This is a genomic window from Cyclobacterium xiamenense, assembly GCF_042140265.1.
Lineage (GTDB): Bacteria > Bacteroidota > Bacteroidia > Cytophagales > Cyclobacteriaceae > Cyclobacterium > Cyclobacterium xiamenense_A.
Map to the genome: position 1 here is coordinate 4615735 of NZ_CP159481.1, position 21224 is coordinate 4636958.

The following is a 21224-nucleotide window of genomic DNA, read 5'->3' on the forward strand; positions in this document are numbered from 1 at the left end:
ATTATCAAAAATAATGCACGTTTTTGTTGATTAATTTGCATTCCTACCATTAAAACAGTGCCCGATTCCAGCGAACTAACCGCATTTACCAGCCAAACGAAAAAAAAGGGAGCTCTAATCGAACTCCCTTTCCTCTGTCTGGTAAACCGAACAAATCGATCAATCGGCTGATTTCCTGAAGGAACTACTGTTTACCGGCATTATCGTACAATGATCAACCGCTGCATGTACCGTAAGCCCGAATCGGTAGTTGTACTAACAAAATACAGTCCTGCCGGGAGATCGTTGACCGAGAATTCGTACGAAGTATTGAATTGGCTCTCAGCCGGGACAAAGGTGTTCACCAACCTGCCACGCAAATCGAAGACGCTAACTTCCGCAATTTTTTCATTGGAATGAGCCAATCTCACGTTTACGTAAGTTGATGCGGGATTTGGATACATTTCCATGGAAACAGTTTTGTCAAGGGTCGACTCATTGTCCATCACCTCGGATTCGTCCCATACAGAGATCGTGACCGTTTCGGTATACAACGGTACGCCGTATTTACCGATCCTGGCCTTGACTTCGTACACACCCGGCTCTACAAAGGTGGTCACCGGATTTTTTTCTTTAGAGGTTTTTCCATCTCCAAAATCCCAGAAGTAGCTCAATTCCGGATCGGCAGTTCCCAGCAAGTCGCCAGAAAACTTCACCATCAGTGGACCAGCACCTTCCATAGGAGTCGCAACCAATAGAGGAGCTACCTCCTGACTTACACGAAGTCCGGATCCCTCGATTCCCAGGATCTCAAAGGCCGAGACCTTCGGTTGGTCCTTGCCACCCTGAGAGGAAAAGCTCAGATTCAGTTCTCCATCACTTATCTCAACTTCGAAGGTCCTGGTCATCGGCGTCGCCGGACCCACTTCTGCATTGATGTCAAATCCACTCAATACCGGGGCACCTTCCATACTCACATTGAACACGCGCTTGCCACTGCCACCGGCAATTCCAGGAAATACACCCCAGTAGATCTCCGCAAAGTGAAGCACCACCTCATAATTACCATTTGGAACCGGTATATCGTAGGTGAATACCTTCGTCGGAGAACTCCTTTCGGTCTGATAAAGGGTGGGAACCGGTGCTGCCAGGTAGGTATGGCTCCTTCCTCCATTGAAATAGGTATCCGCCGCAAAGTCGTTGCCCTCGTGCGTGAGTGCAGGTCCGCCCGCATTGATTCGCAACTCGAACGCTGGTTCTACCGGATTCACTCCCTCTTCCAATACCGTGATCGCCAACTCATCCGTATCCGCTGATCCCAGGCCATCGGTTACCGTCAAGGTGACTTCATACGTGCCTGCCTCCGTAAAGGTATAGCTTGGATTGGCTTCCGTAGATGTGGCTCCCGTTCCAAAGTCCCACAGGTAACTCACCAAACCTGCCGAAGCACTGCTAGCGTCTCCTGTGAAATTGACCGTCAACGGCGAGGTGCCAGACGTTTTATCTGCTGACGCTACGGCTACTGGAAGATTGGTTGTTCCCAGGATCTCAAAGGCCGAGACCTTCGGTTGGTCCTTGCCACCCTGAGAGGAAAAGCTCAGATTCAGTTCTCCATCACTTATCTCAACTTCGAAGGTCCTGGTCATCGGCGTCGCCGGACCCACTTCTGCATTGATGTCAAATCCACTCAATACCGGAGCACCTTCCATACTCACATTGAACACGCGCTTGCCACTGCCACCGGCAATTCCAGGAAATACACCCCAATAGATCTCCGCAAAGTGAAGCACCACCTCATAATTACCATTTGGAACCGGTATATCGTAGGTGAATACCTTCGTCGGAGAACTCCTTTCCGTCTGGTAAAGGGTGGGAACCGGTGCTGCCAGGTAGGTATGGCTCCTTCCTCCATTGAAATAGGTATCCGCCGCAAAGTCGTTGCCCTCGTGCGTGAGTGCAGGTCCGCCCGCATTGATTCGCAACTCGAACGCTGGTTCTACCGGATTCACTCCCTCTTCCAATACCGTGATCGCCAACTCATCCGTATCCGCTGATCCCAGGCCATCGGTTACCGTCAAGGTGACTTCATACGTGCCTGCCTCCGTAAAGGTATAGCTTGGATTGGCTTCCGTAGATGTGGCTCCCGTTCCAAAGTCCCACAGGTAACTCACCAAACCTGCCGAAGCACTGCTAGCGTCTCCTGTGAAATTGACCGTCAACGGCGAGGTGCCAGACGTTTTATCTGCTGACGCTACGGCTACTGGAAGATTGGTTGTTCCCAGGATCTCAAAGGCCGAGACCTTCGGTTGGTCCTTGCCACCCTGAGAGGAAAAGCTCAGATTCAGTTCTCCATCACTTATCTCAACTTCGAAGGTCCTGGTCATCGGCGTCGCCGGACCCACTTCTGCATTGATGTCAAATCCACTCAATACCGGGGCACCTTCCATACTCACATTGAACACGCGCTTGCCACTGCCGCCGGCAATTCCAGGAAATACACCCCAGTAGATCTCCGCAAAGTGAAGCACCACCTCATAATTACCATTTGGAACCGGTATATCGTAGGTGAATACCTTCGTCGGAGAACTCCTTTCCGTCTGGTAAAGGGTGGGAACCGGTGCTGCCAGGTAGGTATGGCTCCTTCCTCCATTGAAATAGGTATCCGCCGCAAAGTCGTTGCCCTCATGCGTGAGTGCAGGTCCGCCCGCATTGATTCGCAACTCGAACGCTGGTTCTACCGGATTCACTCCCTCTTCCAATACCGTGATCTCCAACTCATCCGTATCCGCTGATCCCTGGCCATCGGTTACCGTCAAGGTGACTTCATACGTGCCTGCCTCCGTAAAGGTATAGCTTGGATTGGCTTCCGTAGATGTGGCTCCCGTTCCAAAGTCCCACAGGTAGCTCACCAAACCTGCCGAAGCACTGCTAGCGTCTCCTGTGAAATTGACCGTCAACGGCGAGGTGCCAGACGTTTTATCTGCTGACGCTACGGCTACTGGAAGATTGGTTGTTCCCAGGATCTCAAAGGCCGAGACCTTCGGTTGGTCCTTGCCACCCTGAGAAGAAAAGCTCAGATTCAGTTCTCCATCGCTTATCTCAACTTCGAAGGTCCTGGTCATCGGCGTCGCCGGACCCACTTCTGCATTGATGTCAAATCCACTCAATACCGGAGCACCTTCCATACTCACATTGAACACGCGCTTGCCACTGCCACCGGCAATTCCAGGAAATACACCCCAGTAGATCTCCGCAAAGTGAAGCACCACCTCATAATTACCATTTGGAACCGGTATATCGTAGGTGAATACTTTCGTCGGAGAACTCCTTTCCGTCTGGTAAAGGGTGGGAACCGGTGCTGCCAGGTAGGTATGGCTCCTTCCTCCATTGAAATAGGTATCCGCCGCAAAGTCGTTGCCCTCATGCGTGAGTGCAGGTCCGCCCGCATTGATTCGCAACTCGAACGTAGGATCCACTGGCGGTAGTACATCCGGAGATACCACAATCGTCAGTTGATCGGTGGCCTCTTCTCCCTGCTCGTCGGTCACCGTTAGTACCACATTGAAGGTGCCAACCTGATTGAACGTATAGGTTGGATTCGGTTGGATTGAATTAAACCCGTTTCCGAAATCCCAGAAGTAGCTGATCGCTCCTTCTGCATCACTGCTTCCGTCTCCGGTAAAACTTACGGTCAGCGGTGAAGTACCGGAGGTTAGGTTCGCCGTCGCAACTGCGGTAGGTGGCTGATTCGATGAAACTTCGATCGTGACAGTAGCTTCATCCGTTAATCCAAGCTCATCCGTGACTGTTAACGACACTTGATAGCTACCTGGGGAATCGAATGAATAGGTGGGGTCCATCGAGGTACTCGTCACACCCGTACCGAAATCCCAAAGGTAGGTAAGGTCTCCCTCTGCATCCGTACTGTTCGAGCCGGTGAAGTTTACGGTCAACGGCGCAAATCCAGTCGTCACGTCTGCTTCTGCCAAAGCTAGTGGCGGTTCGTTCGCTACCACTTCCACACTGATCGTGGTCGCATTGCTCTCGCCTTGCTCGTCCGTCACCGTCAGCGCTACTTCATAGGTACCTGCCTGAGTAAAGGTGTATGCTGGATTTGATTGTGTACTTGTGACGCCTGTACCAAAATCCCAAAGGTAGGTAAGGTCTCCCTCTGCATCCGTGCTGTTGGAGCCGGTGAAATTTACGGTCAACGGAGCAAATCCAGTTGTTACGTCTGCTTCTGCCAAAGCCACCGGTGCTTCGTTCGCTGGTGTGGCTCCTTCGATAGCAATCCCGGAAATACTTGGCCGGTTTGCACTCGGATTCATGGTGATCTCGAGCAGACCATCCGTGACTTCTACATTTGTAAAGGTCAATTTCACCGGACTGTTTCCGGATTCCAGGAATAGGTCCAGGTCATCTTTCACCAGCTCGCCTTCCATAAGGATGTCGAATACCCTACTTCCGGCTCCCCCTGCCACCACTTTACCAAAATACAACTCGTTGTGGTAGGTGCTTACAGTGTAACTCCCATTTGGTACGACTATACTTAGGGTAAGGGAGGTCAGGTCGGCCCCGGATCCTCTTTCTGTTTGGTAGAGAGGCTCTGTGCTGGCAGCAGCATTGGTATAGGTATGGTCTGTGGTATAGTATGCCGGAAGATTAACATCCCCGATGAACGTCTTACCCTCAAGGGTTACGTCCGCTGTACTTCCGGTATTGAGGTAGAGCGAGAAATCCGGGCTAACCGGTCCTTCAACCACACTAAGAATTTCAAAGGCAGCCAATTTGGGTTGATTGGTTCCGCCAACTGTAGCCAGAGCAGAAAAATCCATGTTTAGTTGCCCATCGTTCACTACCACTTCGAATACCTCCGTTATCGGTGTTTGTGGGCCTACCAATTCGTTGATATCGAAATCGTCCAGAACCAGGATTCCCTCCAGGTTGACGTCAAATACACGCTGACCGGCCGTTCCGGAGCCCCCACCGCCGGTAGCGCCGTGATAAATCTCGGCAAAGTGCAGGATCACCTGATAGGTACCATTGGGTACTGGAACATTGTAGCCAAACACCTGGGGTGTGGAACTACGTTCCGTCTGGTAGAGTGTCGGAACGGTCGCATTGGTATTCGAATACGTTTTACCTCCCTCAAAATAGTTATCTGCTTCAAACACGTTGCCATCAAAAGACACCTGCGGCCCACCCGCATTGATTCGCAAGGCGAATGCTGGCTGAGCTCCGGGATCGTTAACGACCACCTGTAGCTGTTTTTCGTCCTCATTTCCAATTCCATCCGTAACGGTAAGGACGACGGTATAGGTACCTGGCTCGGTGAAGGTATACGACGGATTCTCTTCACTCGAAGAATCGCCATTTCCAAAATCCCAGAAATACGTCAGCTCATCCAGATCATCGCTACTTCCATCTCCGGCGAAGGACACTGTCAATGGCGCATTTCCACTGGTCACATTGGCTTCTGGCACTGCCACTGGAGGCAGGTTTTCCTGAACCGTTATACCCAGTGTTGTTTCCGCAGTATCGCCGGCATCGTCTGTGACCACCAGGGTAACCGTATAGGTTCCCGGCGCGGTAAAGGTATGTACCGGACTTACCAGGGTAGAACCATTCTGGTCGCCGAAATCCCAGGAATAGGACACGATGCTGCCATTGGCCTCGGACTCGCTGCCGTCAAACTGAATGGTCAAAGGAGCAATTCCCTCTTGCACATCTGCCGTAGCAACCGCTATCGGCTCTTGCAAATCCACCACATTGATAAGTTGTGTGGCCGAACTTGTAAGGCCACGATCATCCGAAAGAATGAGTTCGACGGTGTACGCTCCCACGCTAGTGAACGTGTGGCTAGGATTAGGTAATTCAGAAGTTGTTCCATCCCCGAAATCCCATTCGGTAGCAACGATTTCTCCCTCATCGGTGGAATTTGCACTGCTAAATTCCACAGTAAGGGGTACCCTTCCTTCTGTGACAGACGCCTCCAGAATTACTACCGGCGCCTTATTGATCAGCAGATCTACCTGGGCATCCACTGTTAATCCATTCAGGTCCGTCGCCGTTACCGATAGTTGGTAGTTGTTTTCTTCGTTTTCAGGAACGGTTCCGGAAAGTACTCCCTGCCCAGAAATCGTCAACCATGCCGGAAGGATAGATCCGTCGGCAATTGTTGCGCTGTATTGCAGTTTGTTTCCTGGATATCCCTTGTCAAAGAATCCCGAGAGATCCGTAGTAAAGGCCTGGCCTGGATCAACAATCAAATCTTCGATGAGAGCGGCCGTGGGAACTGCTTCTGGTCGTATGTTGATGTAATAGAAGGTATTGTCGTTCCAGTCACAATTGGCCGAACCGGCACCGCATCCGTTCTGCACAAAGTCTTGCAATACGATGTACTCGTTTGGTATGATGTTTCCGTCCCTGTCAATCGCTTTGTAGACACGTAGACCCAACAGATCCGGTCGGTCGCCATTAATATTGTTCCCACCACTGGAAAGATAGTTGGAAACGGCAATTCTGAAAGGAACAGCAATGGTATTGGCCACGTCAAAATTGATGGTCTCGTTGTCACTGCCTTTCGGTAGTAAGGTTTGGTACCAGTCCGCCTGATGCCCAAAATTCATGCCGGCGACCGTCCCTGTCCCATCGACCTCCACCAGTCGGGAACTGTTACTGGAAGGCCCTCCATGCAGGGCAGACAATTGGATACCAATCACCGGTTTGGTAGGATCAGCCTGCACAAAGTTATCGGACAGGATCAAGTCCCCTTCGTACCCTGCGTCGACATTTGCCGGATCCGGGTAGTTGGAACTTGGCCTGAAAGTGATGGTATTGGGCGGATCAATGGTTCCTTCGTCATTAACAATACTCAGCATACTGGATTTGAAGCCAAAGGCATCAAAAACCTGCTGGGCATCAATTTCTTTGCCTCCCTCCGGCACCGGTACGTAACCACCGTGAAGCGTAGCCATTGCGGCGGCCCCATTGTCGGCATTGCTGACAATTTCGATGGTTTCTTTCATCATCGTAGTCGTGTTACCGTTCGCTCCGATAAAAGTGATGGAAAGATCCCGTGATCCACCTGGCGGTATGGTCAATGGAAGCTCCGTGGATTCAATTCCCTGAGGTACGATCGCGTATATAAACCGGTTCTCATCCGAGATATTGATGGCTTCGATTACTAACGGTGCCGTTCCCGGGTTGTTCAATCTCATGATATTGGCATCATGGAAGCGTGCTCCGGTAGAGCCGGTGTTGTTGATTCGGTAGAAGGTAAAGTAATCCTCTGCAGGGAATCCGCGGTCCGTGCCCGGAACTTTGGTCATGTTTTCCACTTCCACCAGGGCACCCGTGGGCGTTGCTATGCTGAACGAATAATTTCTGGAACTGGTATTGCCATTGGCATCCACCGCTTCAACCAGTAGTTGCAGATCACCGGTATCCTCCAAAACGAAGGGTCCGTCATAGCTTACAAATGCTCCACCATTGATACTGTATTCCAGTCGCTCAATCGCACCACTTTCACTTTGATCTTCAGCAAACAGTGTGACGGTCACCGGTCCTCGATAGACCCCTTCCGCAGCCTCCAGTCCTTCAAATTCTGCACGAAGGGTGGGTGGCAGGGCTGCCGTGTTGATGGGGGCAATACGGATATAATTCGGCTTGGCATTTACACCTTCTGGCGCCAGACTCAATCGGAGTTTGCCATTGGTCACTTCCACCAGCTCGGTATTCTCAAAATTCACCAGGTTATCCGGATTACCGGCTTCCTGGTTGAAATCAACCAGGCGTGTTCCATTGACATCGAGGGCGTGGTAGCTATCGGTAAAGTCCGGATCTCCCACACTGATGTTTACATTGTATAGTCCATTCGGAATCTCCAGCAACCAGTCCCGCTGCGGGTAGGTAGCCGCAGTACGGTGCCCGATAATCGTAAAGGTATTCAACAGTGGCTCCTCATCTGCCAGGGTATTGCGGTTTCGACCGTTGGCGCTGGCATCTGCCGGAGTCTCTGTATTCGGAAGTACCCAACCAAAGTTCAATTGTCCCAAATCGGTGGTTTGCAAGCCGTACGGCGCGCCCAAATCGTCAATGTATCCTTCGGGAGATACGGACACCTGCTCCGGTGTTTGGAAATTGAACTGGTACACATAGACGGCCTCCTGGCTGATGTTGGCCCTTATCTCCAGCGTAGCGGGCTCGTAATTGGGCGCATCCGCTGTAAGTGTAGCCGTATAATTACCGATGGCCAATCCTGCCTGGTCAAAACTGATTTCAAATGGGGTTCCCAATTCAAAGCTGGATGGAAGGGTGATCCTTGGATCCGAGCTGCTAAGCGTAACTTCTCCTGCCGTCAAACCACCATTTGCAGCTAAGCTGATCTGCTGCAAGAGGGGATCCGGATCATTGATACTTCCGTTCAATACCACTATTTCCGGATCGAATTCCAAACGTAGCGTACCGTCTTCAAAAGGAATGACATTCTCCATGACGAACATGTAGTCTTGGTAGTCACCGTTTGTCGCATCCTCGAAATTAATCAGGTAGCTGTTTTCAACCGGATTACCTTCCCTGTCGACGATTGGATAGGTCCGCACACGTCGCGCTACCCCGCCTGTATTCAGGTCGTCCTCGGTGTAATTCGTGCGATTGAATACCTGCGAGGTAACGTATACACCAAATACAGAACCCAGTGGATCAAAGGTGTCAGTGCCTGATGCAATTTCCGGGTAAAGGGTTTGGTGTTGGCCGAATACACCAGACATCACGCCCACCTCATTAAGGGTAACGGTCTCGTCCCGGGTATACCAACCGAAAGGAATTTCTTCGTTTGGCGAGTACCTGCCTACAGGTGTGATTTTTACTGCTTCAGTACCTGCTTTCACCCATTGCTGCACCAGTACTTCGTCTCCTTTCAAGACGGCCTGGGTACCATCCGAAAGGGAGGTCCAGCCCACATTGATGGAAATGCCCAAGGCATCCACCACGTCTTGAAGGGGAGGCTCGTTTCCACCTTCGTAGCCGGTTTTCTTCAAGGCATGCAGTCCCACTTCCAGCAAGGGCTGATCCGGATTATCTGTTGCAATCTCCAGCACCGCTTCCTGATATCCCAGATTGCTGGTATTCAGATCCGGGGCGTACGTGACCGCGTACGAAATGGATTCACCCGCAGCGAGGGTAACGGGACCCGCCGGCGTGACCGGATCGTACTGATCAGCAAACGCACCGGCTACCATCGCGCCTGTGATGGTCACTCCTTCGTTTCCTTCGTTGGTGATTTCCACCACCTTGGTCTGAGACTGATCGCCTTGTGTATTATTGGTGGTTTCGAAGAGCAACTCGTTCGGCGCCGCAACCAACTCCGCCTTACGCGCCGCCGGTATGGCAGCCCGCAGCAGGGTCAGTCGCGGTGTCCCGTTGTTATCCCGGTCATACTCGGAAACGTAAATATTACCTGTTTTAGGGTCTTCCACCAAGTCCAGGGGATCGTCAAAGCCACGCAGTCCCGGAATTTGATTGTATACTTCTCCAATATTTCCATTGTTGTTTGGCTCCATCACCAAAATATCGTTCTGACCGCTGAACCGTACGACCATGAGTAAGCCCTGAAGTTTTCCGTTAAAGGCATCGCTCTTGTATTCGATGACTCCATTCGGCGACTTATTATTGCCGAAATCGTAGGCAGGTGTACGGTAATTGGGATCAGGTCCCAGGGTAATCGGATATTTCACCACATCTCTGTACGGCTCGGTTTCCTGACCGGGTACGCCACTGTATGGCAATCCACCATGGTTCAGAATAAACTCACCCCGGTAAGGATTCGGGTGTCCATGATAGCTTCCACCCTGAGTTTTAAACAACCAGTCTTTTTGAGTTTCTCCACCCGTTAGTTTTGGCGCAAAAGGAATGCTGGTCAACCCGTCAATCCTCCTGGCAAGGGGATAATCCGCTGTACTTGGAGAGTTTGGCGAATTGTTGTTGTTCCCGGCCGTCCCGTTGGTGGGCACATACAGCCATCCATTGGAGTGCCAAAGCAGGTCGTAGGCATTCCGTACGCCCGTGGCAAATATACTCACCGGAGAATCGGTCGAATAGGGATTATAGGTGGTCCCATCTCCCATCAGAAGGCCCGTAGCTGGTGCAGCGTTAATAACCGAGATATTGTCAGTGGTGTACACACTCAAGGGTAGATTAGCTGGCAATTTATCCAGGTCAACTTTTAATACAGCTGCCGCCAACAGGCGTTCCGGTCGGTTATTCCAGGCGGGATCGGGATCCCCACCTGCTGAGTTACTTCCCTGAGCAATGTACATCAGGCCACTTTCGTCAAAGGCGAGGCTATTCGTCAGGTGATCCTTGGTAGACCGCGGCAAATGAATCACCAAGTCTTGCACGGTGGAAAGGTCCGCACCGGTAAGACGGGTGAGCTTGCCGTCCCATTCGGGACCATTGGTCAGCGATGCAGCACTGTGCGTGACGTAGGCAATCAGGTTATCAGCAGTAGAAGCCGGATCGAATGCCAATCCAATAATCAATCGGTTGTTACCTGCCATGACCCCGGATACGGGATGTGGCGATCCGTTGAGTTCGGGACTCAACACCTCCAGGTTACTCAAGGTACCATCAGCCTCCATGTCCCAACGGAAGATCTTGCCATCCGATTGAAAATCTCCGATGGTACTTCCGTACAATTTTCCATCGGGTCCTACGACCAGGCTGGAGAATCGCTCGTTGTCGGTACCTTCTCCCAAAGCCGTTCCTCCAGGAACGATGGTAAACTCCACCCCTTCCAGGTCTCGGATCGGAACGGGCAAATCGTCCAGTGAACCGGTAGTAAAGCGGGATTCAAAGGTAGCGAAGGTCAGCCGATCGGATAGGTCGCCAGAACGGTTTGCTTCCACCCCGGAAATTCGGAACAGATACGACGTGTTTTCCTTCAATTGGTTGATTGGCGTCAGGGTGATAGCATCCCCTCCTCCGGTATCGTTGGAGTTGCTCGGTACCAGGACCTCCCCGTCTGCCGTCAATTCGTAGAGATTGACGTTTCCGGCAAGGGTACCGTTATCCAACTCGTAACCATCAGGGGTGAGTATCTCTACATTTACCTGAAGATCATTTAGCGAAACATTGGTCGCGTTATTTGCGGGAGTTACATTGGTAAATACCGGCACATCCGATCCCGATACCTGTACGATTTCAATGGAATTGATCTTCGTATTGAACCCACCAGCGGCATCTACCGTAAGCCGTCCATCCAATACGGTGACGGTCACGCTGGTAGTAGTCATGCGCGTGGATGCACCCTCGGTTCCAGTTGGAACAAAGCCGTTCACGGCGTTGACATTCTCAACCGATACCGTGTGAGAAGGCGTGGTATTCTCCTGACCGTCTACTTCCGGGTCGCCCACACCCAGTGTTACCTCATAGGTACCATTTGGCACGGTGATTTCCCAGATTCCCTCGGTGTTTACCCCGTTTGTTCCACCGACGTCTCCGTATTGCATGTGAATGATGGTGTTTTGCACCAGGCTCACTCCTGCCAGTGTTCTGTTTCGGGTATTGGCCTCCAGATTAAGTGGGGTTTGGCCATCGGTGGTCAACCAACCGTAAACGTATCCATTTCCACGATCACCGTAGGGAGCACCCGCATCCAGCAGGTACCCGGCAGGTACATCGTCGATGGGCCTGGAAAAGTTGATTTTTATTGGATCAAAATCGCTGATCGGCAATTGATCGGGTGTGATTTTAAATTCGGTGAAGGTATACACGACTTCGGATACTTCCTCCCGCCGTTTGCTGGCAAAAATTCCTGCAAAGGTAAGATCCTGATGGGCAGGATTTCCGTTGAGGTATACCGCGGGGAGAGCAACGGAACCCAATTCGATTTCGGCCCCATTATTCAGGCTATAGTAGCCCGTAAGCAGATTATTTTCAAGATCCACGTACAAGCGCAGGGTAACAGTACTGCTGTGAAGCCCAGCCACATTGTTCACCTGAACGTTGTTGGCAGCGTCCGAAGGTGCCAAACCGTTGATCTCCCGAAGCAACTCTACCTTACCGCCGTTTGCAACCACCAGCTTCACAAAATTATCCTCGTTCAAACCGAACCAGATACCTGCTTGCTCCGAATTGTTGCTACCGTCGCTGTAGGGGTTGGCCACGGTGGTGCTGATACTGAAATTGCCATAGCCATTGGCATCCAGACCTACGCCAAGGGTATTTATCTGTGAGTTTACATCGGTACTGGTAGTAGCCGTGGTACCGTTGGTACGATAGGCGATTCCGTTTGCAGCATTAATCTGCAAATTCCCGCCGGTCAAGCCAAGCCTCGATGGTTCGTACCCCGGTACATTCGGATAGGAAACGGGACCATCTAGCAGCACCCGGGCAGATGGATTATCTACCATGGTAAAGCCGGTATTGGCTAATCCTCCATCGTCTCCGTTAAATTGCAGGTTGAAGGGCAACGCTGCCTCCAACTCGCTGCAATCCAGCAAGCTAATCGGTGAACATCCATCCAGAATGCCCTCAAACGGCCTTACATTTCGGGCAATGACCACAATGTCCTGATAATCAAATCCGCTAATATGTTCTTCGGTAGCGATAACGTAGGCATCCGCCTCTCCAGGTAAGGCATATACACGTATGTGATGCGGGATGGCGCCGGAGAAGGTATTCAGCGCGTCTTCGCTGTACAGAAAACGATTACCGAAGAATGGCCATCGGTTGTAGAAACCAAAGCTCGCCGTTCCCGGATCAAAGGAAGTCGTCCCTGTCAGGACCGGATTCAGTGTTTGCCCGTTTCCGGCAACGTTATTTTGAACCGTGAACAATTCCTGAGTAGAACCACCGTCACCGCTGGCATACCAGCCAAAACCTGTGATCGGGTTGTTGGCTTCGGGACCGTAAACGGCCAATACTTCAAGTTCTACCGGCGCGTCGCTGGCCCGTTGGAATGCCTGAATATCCAGTTCATCGCCCAGCAGGTTGTTGTAAGAACTTCCGGCCGGTAAATTGATAAGGTTGGTAGCCGGATCTGAATCTCCCACATCAATCAGTCCCTGACCCAATTGGGTATCCAAAATCCACTGTAAAGAAGGCTCCGCACTTCCACCCGTTCCGGTTTTGCCCAGCCCACTCAGGTTGATTTGAACCGGGTCGGCTCCCGCACCGGACAGGGTTAATTGGGCAAATTTTGGCCCATTGCTGGTTGGTGTGAATACGAGCGTGAACGATGCTGAATTCTGCGTATTGATAGTGCTGGGCAACCCGATGACAGCAAATTGGTTGCTATGCGTTCCGGAAATGCTTGCCGTGATGCCATTCAGTGGTGCATTGCCCAGATTGGACAACAAAATCTCCTCTTCGTAGGAATCCTGTCCAGTGACGGCATCTCCAGAAATCGTTTCGGTACTTACAGCTATGGAAGGCGCAGGTGCGGCCTGGTTGCTGGGTTTGAGTAGTACAATCTCACTTCTGGCATAATCCGATACGTAAATATTGCCTGTAGCCGCATCTTCTATCAAATCTAGGGGATCGCCAAACCCGGTAAAACCTGGAATTCCTTCTTTAAACGCAGCAATTTCTCCATTGGCTCCGTCAGGAACCAGTGCGATGATATCACTTCCACCGCTGTATCGGGCCACCAGCAGAGCGCCGGTGAGGTTGCCATTTTCGGCATTACTTCGGTATTCGATGACTCCGTTGGGCGATTTATTGAATTCAAAATCAAAGGCAGCACCCCTGTAGTTTGCATCCGGTTCCACACCGTTGTACGCACTATTGGTCACGTCCACATCGCCGCGGTTCAACACGTATTCGCCCCGGAAAGGATTGGGATGTCCGTAGTAGCCCAATCCTGCGGCAGGGTCTATTCGGAACAGCCAATCTCGCTGTACGTTGTTGTTATTCGAAGCCGAAATCGGTGGATAGTCGGCATTGGCATGGTCATAAATTGTTCCGTCAGGTCTTCTCGTACCATTGACAGAAGCAGGTGAATTGCTACCTCCCGCCGTTCCGTTGGTGGGCACATACAATTGACCATTGGAATGCCACACCAAATCGTAGGCATTTCGAACCCCGGTAGCGAATAAGGTAAGCGGTGCTTCTACGTAGTACGGGTTGTACATTCCATCCAGTGTGGGCGAGTTGACATCCACTGCATTGATAGCCGATTGGTTACGGGTGGTCATCACGTCCAGAGGAAGCGTGGATGGAAGTTTGGTCAAATCCAGTTTCAGGGTAGCCGCAGAAAGCAAACTCTCTTCCCGATTACCCCAGGCACCATCCGGTGCGCCTCCGGCACTGTTGCTTCCCTGGTTGAAATACAGCATGCTGGGCTCTCCGGGTCGGAAAGCAATACTATTAGTCAAGTGATCTCTGAGCGATCGGGGAAGATGGGTAACCAACAATTCCTCATTTTCCAGGTTCGCTCCGGTCAGCCTGGAAAGTTTGCCATCCCAGTCCGGTGCACTGCTTAAGCCGGCAGAATTGTGAGAAATATAGGCGATGAGGTTGCTGGCAGTAGCATTGGGATCAAATTCCAGTCCCACAGCCGTGCGCCCACCATACGCGGATTTCCATGCGGAGAGCGTCTGCTTCCCGGAAAGTGTACCATCTGCATTAATGGTCCATCGGTGAATGTCCCCGCCGATGGTCAACCCGTATAACTTACTATCCGGTCCTATCGTGAGTGTGGTATATTTGGCTCCTGTTGCTACGGCTCCCTGTTTGGTAAAGGCGACATTATCCAGATCCGTCGTAGGACCGGTGGTTCCTCCGGCCCCAGTGGTAAAGGAGGCGGTGAAGAATTCAAAGGTTTCACCGGCAAGGTCTTTTACCCCATCTATTTCAAATACATAGGTAGTGTTGGCCTCTAACGGCAAACTGGGGACCAGGTTGATGGCATCTCCGCCTCCGGTTCCGTTTACGCTTGCCCCAACGGGTGTGGTACTTCCTTGTTTGAACAGCCTGACCGTACTGTTGGTGATGGTGCTGTTATCCACGCTGGTCAATCCATCTTCATTCGGATTAGGCAGGAAAAGGTTATTTGCAGATACGCTGCTGGTTACCAATACTCCCACTGCTCCGTCCGCAGGGTTTACACCCAGGATACGCGGTGTTTGCACGCCGCCCACCCCGGGAAGAATGCGCACAAAATTTATTTTGGTATTGAACCCCGTTCCCGGGGACAATGTCAACCGCCCGTCGGTAACGGATACCTGAACCGTTCCGGTAGTAAATCGGCCGGCCGTTCCTGCGTCTCCGCTAGGAACGAACGCGGCAATGGCACTGATGCCCTCCACATCGATGGTATGGGACGGCGTATCCTCTACTGAACCATCTACCGCGGGATCTCCAACACCTACCGTTACCGTGTACGAACCGTTGGGGATCTCGATTTCCCAGTTGGCATCCGGCAGGTAGCCGTTGGCCGCGTTTTCGGAAACATCCCCGTATTGCATGTGAATAAGCGTATTTTCCAGTACACTTACGCCTGCCAATTCCCGGTTTCTTCCGTTCAAGCTAAGGTCAGCCGGACTACTGTTGGCAGCATCGACCCAGCCATAGCTGAATCCGTTGCCCCGATCCCCGTAAGCATCTCCGCTATCTCCAACATAACCGGCAGGTGGTGCCGTCCCGGGATCGGAAAAGTTAATATTTGCTTCAAAATCCGGTGTACCTGGATCCACGGGTGCTTCCGTAATCTCCAGGAATACTTCCATTTCTGCATTTTCGTAGCCAAGATCCGGCTGGTCGATGGCAATAACCATCGTGGAATAGGTACCGACCGGTAGGTCTTCTTTTATGCTGAATTCCAGGGTCCCTAAAACCGGTCCCGTCGGCAAATTCAACCATTCCCCGGCATCCGGATCATCGGAAAGTATTACTGTTGGATTGCCAGTACTTGCCGATAATTCCACCATTTGCGGAGCAATGGATTCCCCTTGCCCGGCTACAAAGTTGAGTTGGGATACCGAGAAATTCAGACTTAGCTCCGGACTTTCCTGATCCACTGAAAAATAGGAAAAATCGGTATCGAAAGCAGTATTACCGTTTCTATACGAGGAATAAATACCGGCAAACGCCATTCCCGTCTCTGATCCTACCGTAATTCCGTCCAGGTATTCCTGGGGCAAGGTCATGACCGCCAAATCGGCCTTGGTCAATTCCACATAATCGCCGGTTCCAATTGCATAATAGCCGCGTATCGTCATGGCCAGCGGATCTATGACCAGACGAAGGGTCACATTTTGACCATTAACGCCTACATTCGTTACCTGTATCTGATCGGGCGTGCCGGCTCCATTCACTGAAATGGCATTGACTTCCTTACGAAGCTCTACGTTATTCGAATTGACATTTAGTTTTACAAAATTATCCTCATCCAACCCAAACCAAATGCCTGATTGTGCGGAACTTCCTCCGGTAGTGATTCCAAGCAACTGGGTTTCGATCACCAATGGTTGCGTAAGATCACCGATACCTACACCCAGAGAATTAACCTGGGTATTGGTATTAGCACTCTGTCCGGGGTTGAGGTACGCAATCCCTTTTGAGGCCGTCAGGCTCAGATTCCCTCCGGAAATTAAAATCTTCGCGGGTTCGTAGCCGATTACATCCGGATAAGTTACCGGCAAATCAGCGGTCAATCGGGCTTCGGAATGCGGATCGGCCATGGTAAAGCCGGTACCTACTCCATTGCCATCGACCAGTCCTCCTTCGGTACCATCAAATTCCAAACGAATCGGAAGGGCCTTGGGGATACCATTGCAATCCAATAGGCTCCAGGGCGAACAAGGTTCGGGTGCATCTACAAGCACCGTCACCGTCCATACCTGTACGCTACCATCTTCTGCCGTTACGGTATACTCCACCGGATTGGTGAAGTCCTGTACCGTGCCTGAGGTCGGTGTCACCGAAGCACCCGATATCGTAAATTCAGGGGTCAGTGCGGAAATGTCAGTTCCGAACGGAACTTGTAGGGTCACCGCATTATTTGCCGCATCGATACTGCTCGTACCCAATCCGCCCGCTAGCGCAAAACTATCGATGGAGCTATCCGAGGACAATGGAGTAGCCACCATCAGGCTCGTTTCCAACAGAGCAGGCCGATAGCCCTGGGCTGTGGCGATGATCGTGTTGCTGCGCTCGGTACCTTCTGCCAGGGTACTCGCGTCCATGCTGAAGTCAATTGCTCCCAATGCCGCCGTTGCCGGCAGACTCATCCAATCGTTGCTGCCTGTAATGTTTTTATCTACCGCATTGATATTATCGTCGATTACCAGCCCTATCGGGCCGGATACTGCTCCGGAAAGCGTACTGCTAAACTGCCCGGTCTCACCAGGTGCCAGACCGGAACTAACCGTAGTCGGGTCAAAACTCAACTGACCCGATACGGGCGTGCCGGTGCTTTCCGCTACCCGGATGTAATTTATTTTCGAGTTGTATCCCCCTAGTCCGCTCATGGTTAGCAGGCCATCTGAGAACCTCCACCACGATGGTTCCGCTTCTGTTTTCTCCCTCTTCCGGTACAAATGCCGGTACCACCGTGTAGCCCTCCACAGCTGCACTGTGTCGACTGTCCCGATCCGAACCTGCGTCTCCCAATCCAATCGTCACTTCGTAAATCCCATTCGGAATTTCAATTTCCCAAATCAACTCGTTCCCTCGGGGTTGGCCGGACCAGGATTGAATGCCGCCGGTAGCGTTGAGTATATTATCTCCCTGAAAGTGAACGAGCGTGCCCTCAAGTTTTTGCTGTTCGCTGGCACCGGCATAGCTGGCAGCGATGCGGTTTCTACCGACTCCATTCGAATTATTTGCGGCTTCATCCGATGCATCTATCGGGGTTCCGTCCGATTTCAATTTCCAGCCATACGGATACTCCGTCCCTTCGAAAAGAACGGTCGCATGACCAAATTGCTTCCCATAATCGACCAGATAGCCGTCTGGAGGGGTTGTGGTTCGATCCTGGAAGTTCACATTGACGGTAAATCCAGAGCTTATGCTTACCGAGACCGTCCAAACCTGCACGCTACCATCCTCTGCCGTGACGGTGTATGCTACCGGATTGGTGAAGTCTTGCGCTTCCCCACTAACCGGCAGCGCAGTTGCTCCCGGGGATAGGGTAAAGGTCGGAGAAAGACTGCCTGGATCCGTCCCAAAAGGAACCTGTACTGTTACCGTGAAGGTTTCAGGGTCAATTGCTGCGGATTCAATCTGTTCGGTCAGGGAAAACGACTCAATTGAATTTCCTGAAAGAAGGGGAACCAAAGTCAGGTCTTCCGTCACCACCTGTGTGTAATCCGTACTTAAGCGCACCGGACCGACCGAGGCATCGTTGGTGCCGACTGAACTCATAAACAGCCGACCAATCTGTGGCGTTCCGGATACGGTTTGACTGCCGGCGTTCACCCAGGATGTTTCGCCCTCCAGTAGTTTGGGAGCCAGGATCCATTCGTAGTCAATACTGGACGCACCGTCCCATACGCCCTTCACCAGAAACTGAACAGTCTCGCCGAAAGGCAGCTCCTGGATACCATTGTCGGATGCTGGCCCCCCCAATCCGATACGTGCAATCAGGCCTGTACTGCCACCCTTGGCCATCTGGAGCCGCACCCAAGGGGTAGCGGATGAATTCTCATCAATTCGGATCGCCGTGCGGATGCGGTCCCCAGAACCTGTGCCCAGTCCATTTACCTGAAAATAGGTGGAAAAGTAAAACGGTACATTCGGCGTTAGCGTTACGGGATTGTTTGTTAGGGGAAGAAGGTCGTGTGCATGACTCCCAAGCGAAAAATCGAGGGAATGACTGCTACCGGCACTTAATCCCTCATTTGTTACCGGTATGGATGCATCGGCCGCTTTTTCTTTCAGCCATTGGGTCGGAGCAATTTCGTGCAGGTTACCCGCCCCGTAACTATCGAAATTTTCGATAAACGAAAAATCGGACGATTGCGCGGTGATGGTGATAACCCATTCCTTAACACTGCCGTCTTCGGCAGTAACGATGTAGGTTACCGGGTTGGTAAAATCCTGAACGCTGCCGGAAGCTGGCTCTGCTGTTGCATTGTCTGAGAGCGTGAAGGTAGGTGCAAGGGAGCTTAGGTCGGTTGCTGCAGGCATCTGCACCGCTATGGTGCCCGCTTGCGCATCCGTCTGGGAATCGAGCTGTCCGTCTACAGTGAAGCCAAGCATCTCCTTTTGCGAGCTGGCGGTCAACGGCAAAATTTCTATCGCCTGAATCAGTGCGTTGTTTTCCGACGCAAGGAACTGTAGATTCAACTCACCATCACTTACCGTCACGTTGTTTTGGGTGATTCCCAGCACGCCTTTTCCGTAAAGGGCGAATAAATCCAGGTCATCCTGGGCCAATTCGGCCTCCATCAAGATGTCAAAAGTGCGGAGCCCGGCAGCTTCCTGGAAATTTTCCACCATGTGAACCCGCACGGTGTATTGGCCATTCGCAATGGGAAAGCTGTACCCGAAATTGGCGCCAAACCTTCGTGGAAAATAGAGATCCTGATGTCCACCGTCGACCAAATAGGGGCTAAAGGAACTTATAGATGCAGTGGTTTCGCTGGTCTCTACCAAAAAATCAGTATTCTCCTGCAAAAACAGATCGCCGTCTTTGGTGTACTCAAAACCGCCCACATTCATCCGGTAAGGAATGGTGATCAGTCCCAGATCGGGAACTACCACTTCCTCAACCGCAAAATCAGTAAATAAAACAGTAATCGGGTCGCTAGCTGCTGCATTGCGATGGGATGTAAAAATTCCGGTATAGGTTTGTCCCGAGAAATAGGCTGCCGGAACGGCCCGACTGTCTCCTTCAGGTCCACTTACCAGCACCTCTTCCCCTTCCCCTAACCGATAGAAGCCCTGCACCGTATTGGCCACAGGGTCAAATTCCAGACGCAAGGTTATCGGCCCCGTTTCAGTCGGCAGGTTGGATGTATTGATTTCCAAAAACGCCGTCTGAGTGGTCGTGTTGTCCATGTTTTCCACCTGCAGCTGAATCTTTCGTTGATTGGCCGTGCCGTTTTTTACCACCACCAGCTTCACGTACTGATCCTCGTTCTTTCCAAACCAGAGTCCCGCCTGTTGAGAACTGTTTCCAGAACTCACCGAAAAGTCTGGATTGATTAGCGTTGTTGAAACGCTGAATTTTCCGGTAGGAACCTCCAGTCCCACACCGAGGGCATTTACCTGAGAATTGGTATTGTTACTGGAAGGTGAACCAGTTGGCTGACTAAAAAAAATTCCCTTGGTACTGGTAATGCTCAGTCCGGCGGCATCCCTGCTAATCAAGCCGGGCTCGTAACCGGGTACAACAGGATCCGAAGGTGTTGCCAGCGGTGTGCTCGGCTCGAGCACCATGGTAAAACCGGTTCCCGAAAGCTTGCCCTGATCTTGCGTAAAGTCCAAATTTACCGGTAGACTCTGCAAAATCTCACTACAATCCAGTGGGCTTATTCCGGGACAAGGTGCCTCGAATAAGCGATCGGTTCCCATGGCGATCGGTGGACCTTCCCGGTGATCAGTCGCCCCAAGAAGGAAGCCGGGAAATTTCGGAGCACTGAACGAGGTCAGATTTGCAGAGATGGCTGTTGCATGAAAAAATAGCAACAGGAGGAAAAGAAGCGAGGTCAGGTAACGGTGGTTCATACGAATCGAACTAATTGGTCTATCATTTTTGGCCTTGGTCTGCGATGAAAAAATTGTATCCTGCCAAGTCCATGATAGAATCCAATTTATTCAATAACTAAAACCTACTACTGATTCAAAAGACGTATCTGTGTATTTAAAAAACAAATAATTTACTTTAAAAAATTATGATGGCGATAAAATACCACATTTTGTATCCAATTTTCACGGTTTTTTTACTAGGAAAAAAATTTCATATTCTTTGAATTATGCAATTATTTTAGTTGGACTACTTTATATTTAGGTAACTCCTCCGTTAAATGAAATGTATAAAAAAATATTTAACCTACTTTTTTAATAGAATATATTTCCAATAAATAGGAAAGGAAACCTGAGCAATTTTGAATAGCCGATAAAAAAAAACAGGTCGTTTCTGTTTGTAGCTATTTTTTAAAAATTTTCTTATTCCAATATTTTACAATCTTTTTCTGACTAAAAAATCGAGTAATTTTTCTTCGGATTTCGAAAAAAGATGGCGGGATTATGACGAGTCACTCTGGAGGAAATGGCCTCGCCATGAAAGGTGTATT

General features: G+C 51.0%; 2 protein-coding genes. Both read right to left on the reverse strand.

Translation table 11 applies throughout. The features are described 5' to 3' along the window. Window positions 1–200 precede the first annotated feature (200 nt). Entirely contained in the window at window positions 201–17453 is a 17253-nt protein-coding gene (locus tag ABWH99_RS18830; RefSeq protein WP_375583358.1) for a malectin domain-containing carbohydrate-binding protein, read from the reverse strand. Further along, entirely contained in the window at window positions 17362–20655 is a 3294-nt protein-coding gene (locus ABWH99_RS18835) for a malectin domain-containing carbohydrate-binding protein (RefSeq protein ID WP_375583359.1), read from the reverse strand. The genes ABWH99_RS18830 and ABWH99_RS18835 overlap by 92 nt, the downstream gene beginning before the upstream one ends. Window positions 20656–21224 lie beyond the last annotated feature (569 nt).

Excerpts from the sequence above, each read along its gene's own strand:
- ABWH99_RS18835 (WP_375583359.1), bottom strand. The coding sequence starts at position 20,655 with ATGAACCACCGTTACCTGACCTCGCTTCTTTTCCTCCTGTTGCTATTT.
- ABWH99_RS18830 (WP_375583358.1), bottom strand. The coding sequence starts at position 17,453 with ATGAGCGGACTAGGGGGATACAACTCGAAAATAAATTACATCCGGGTA.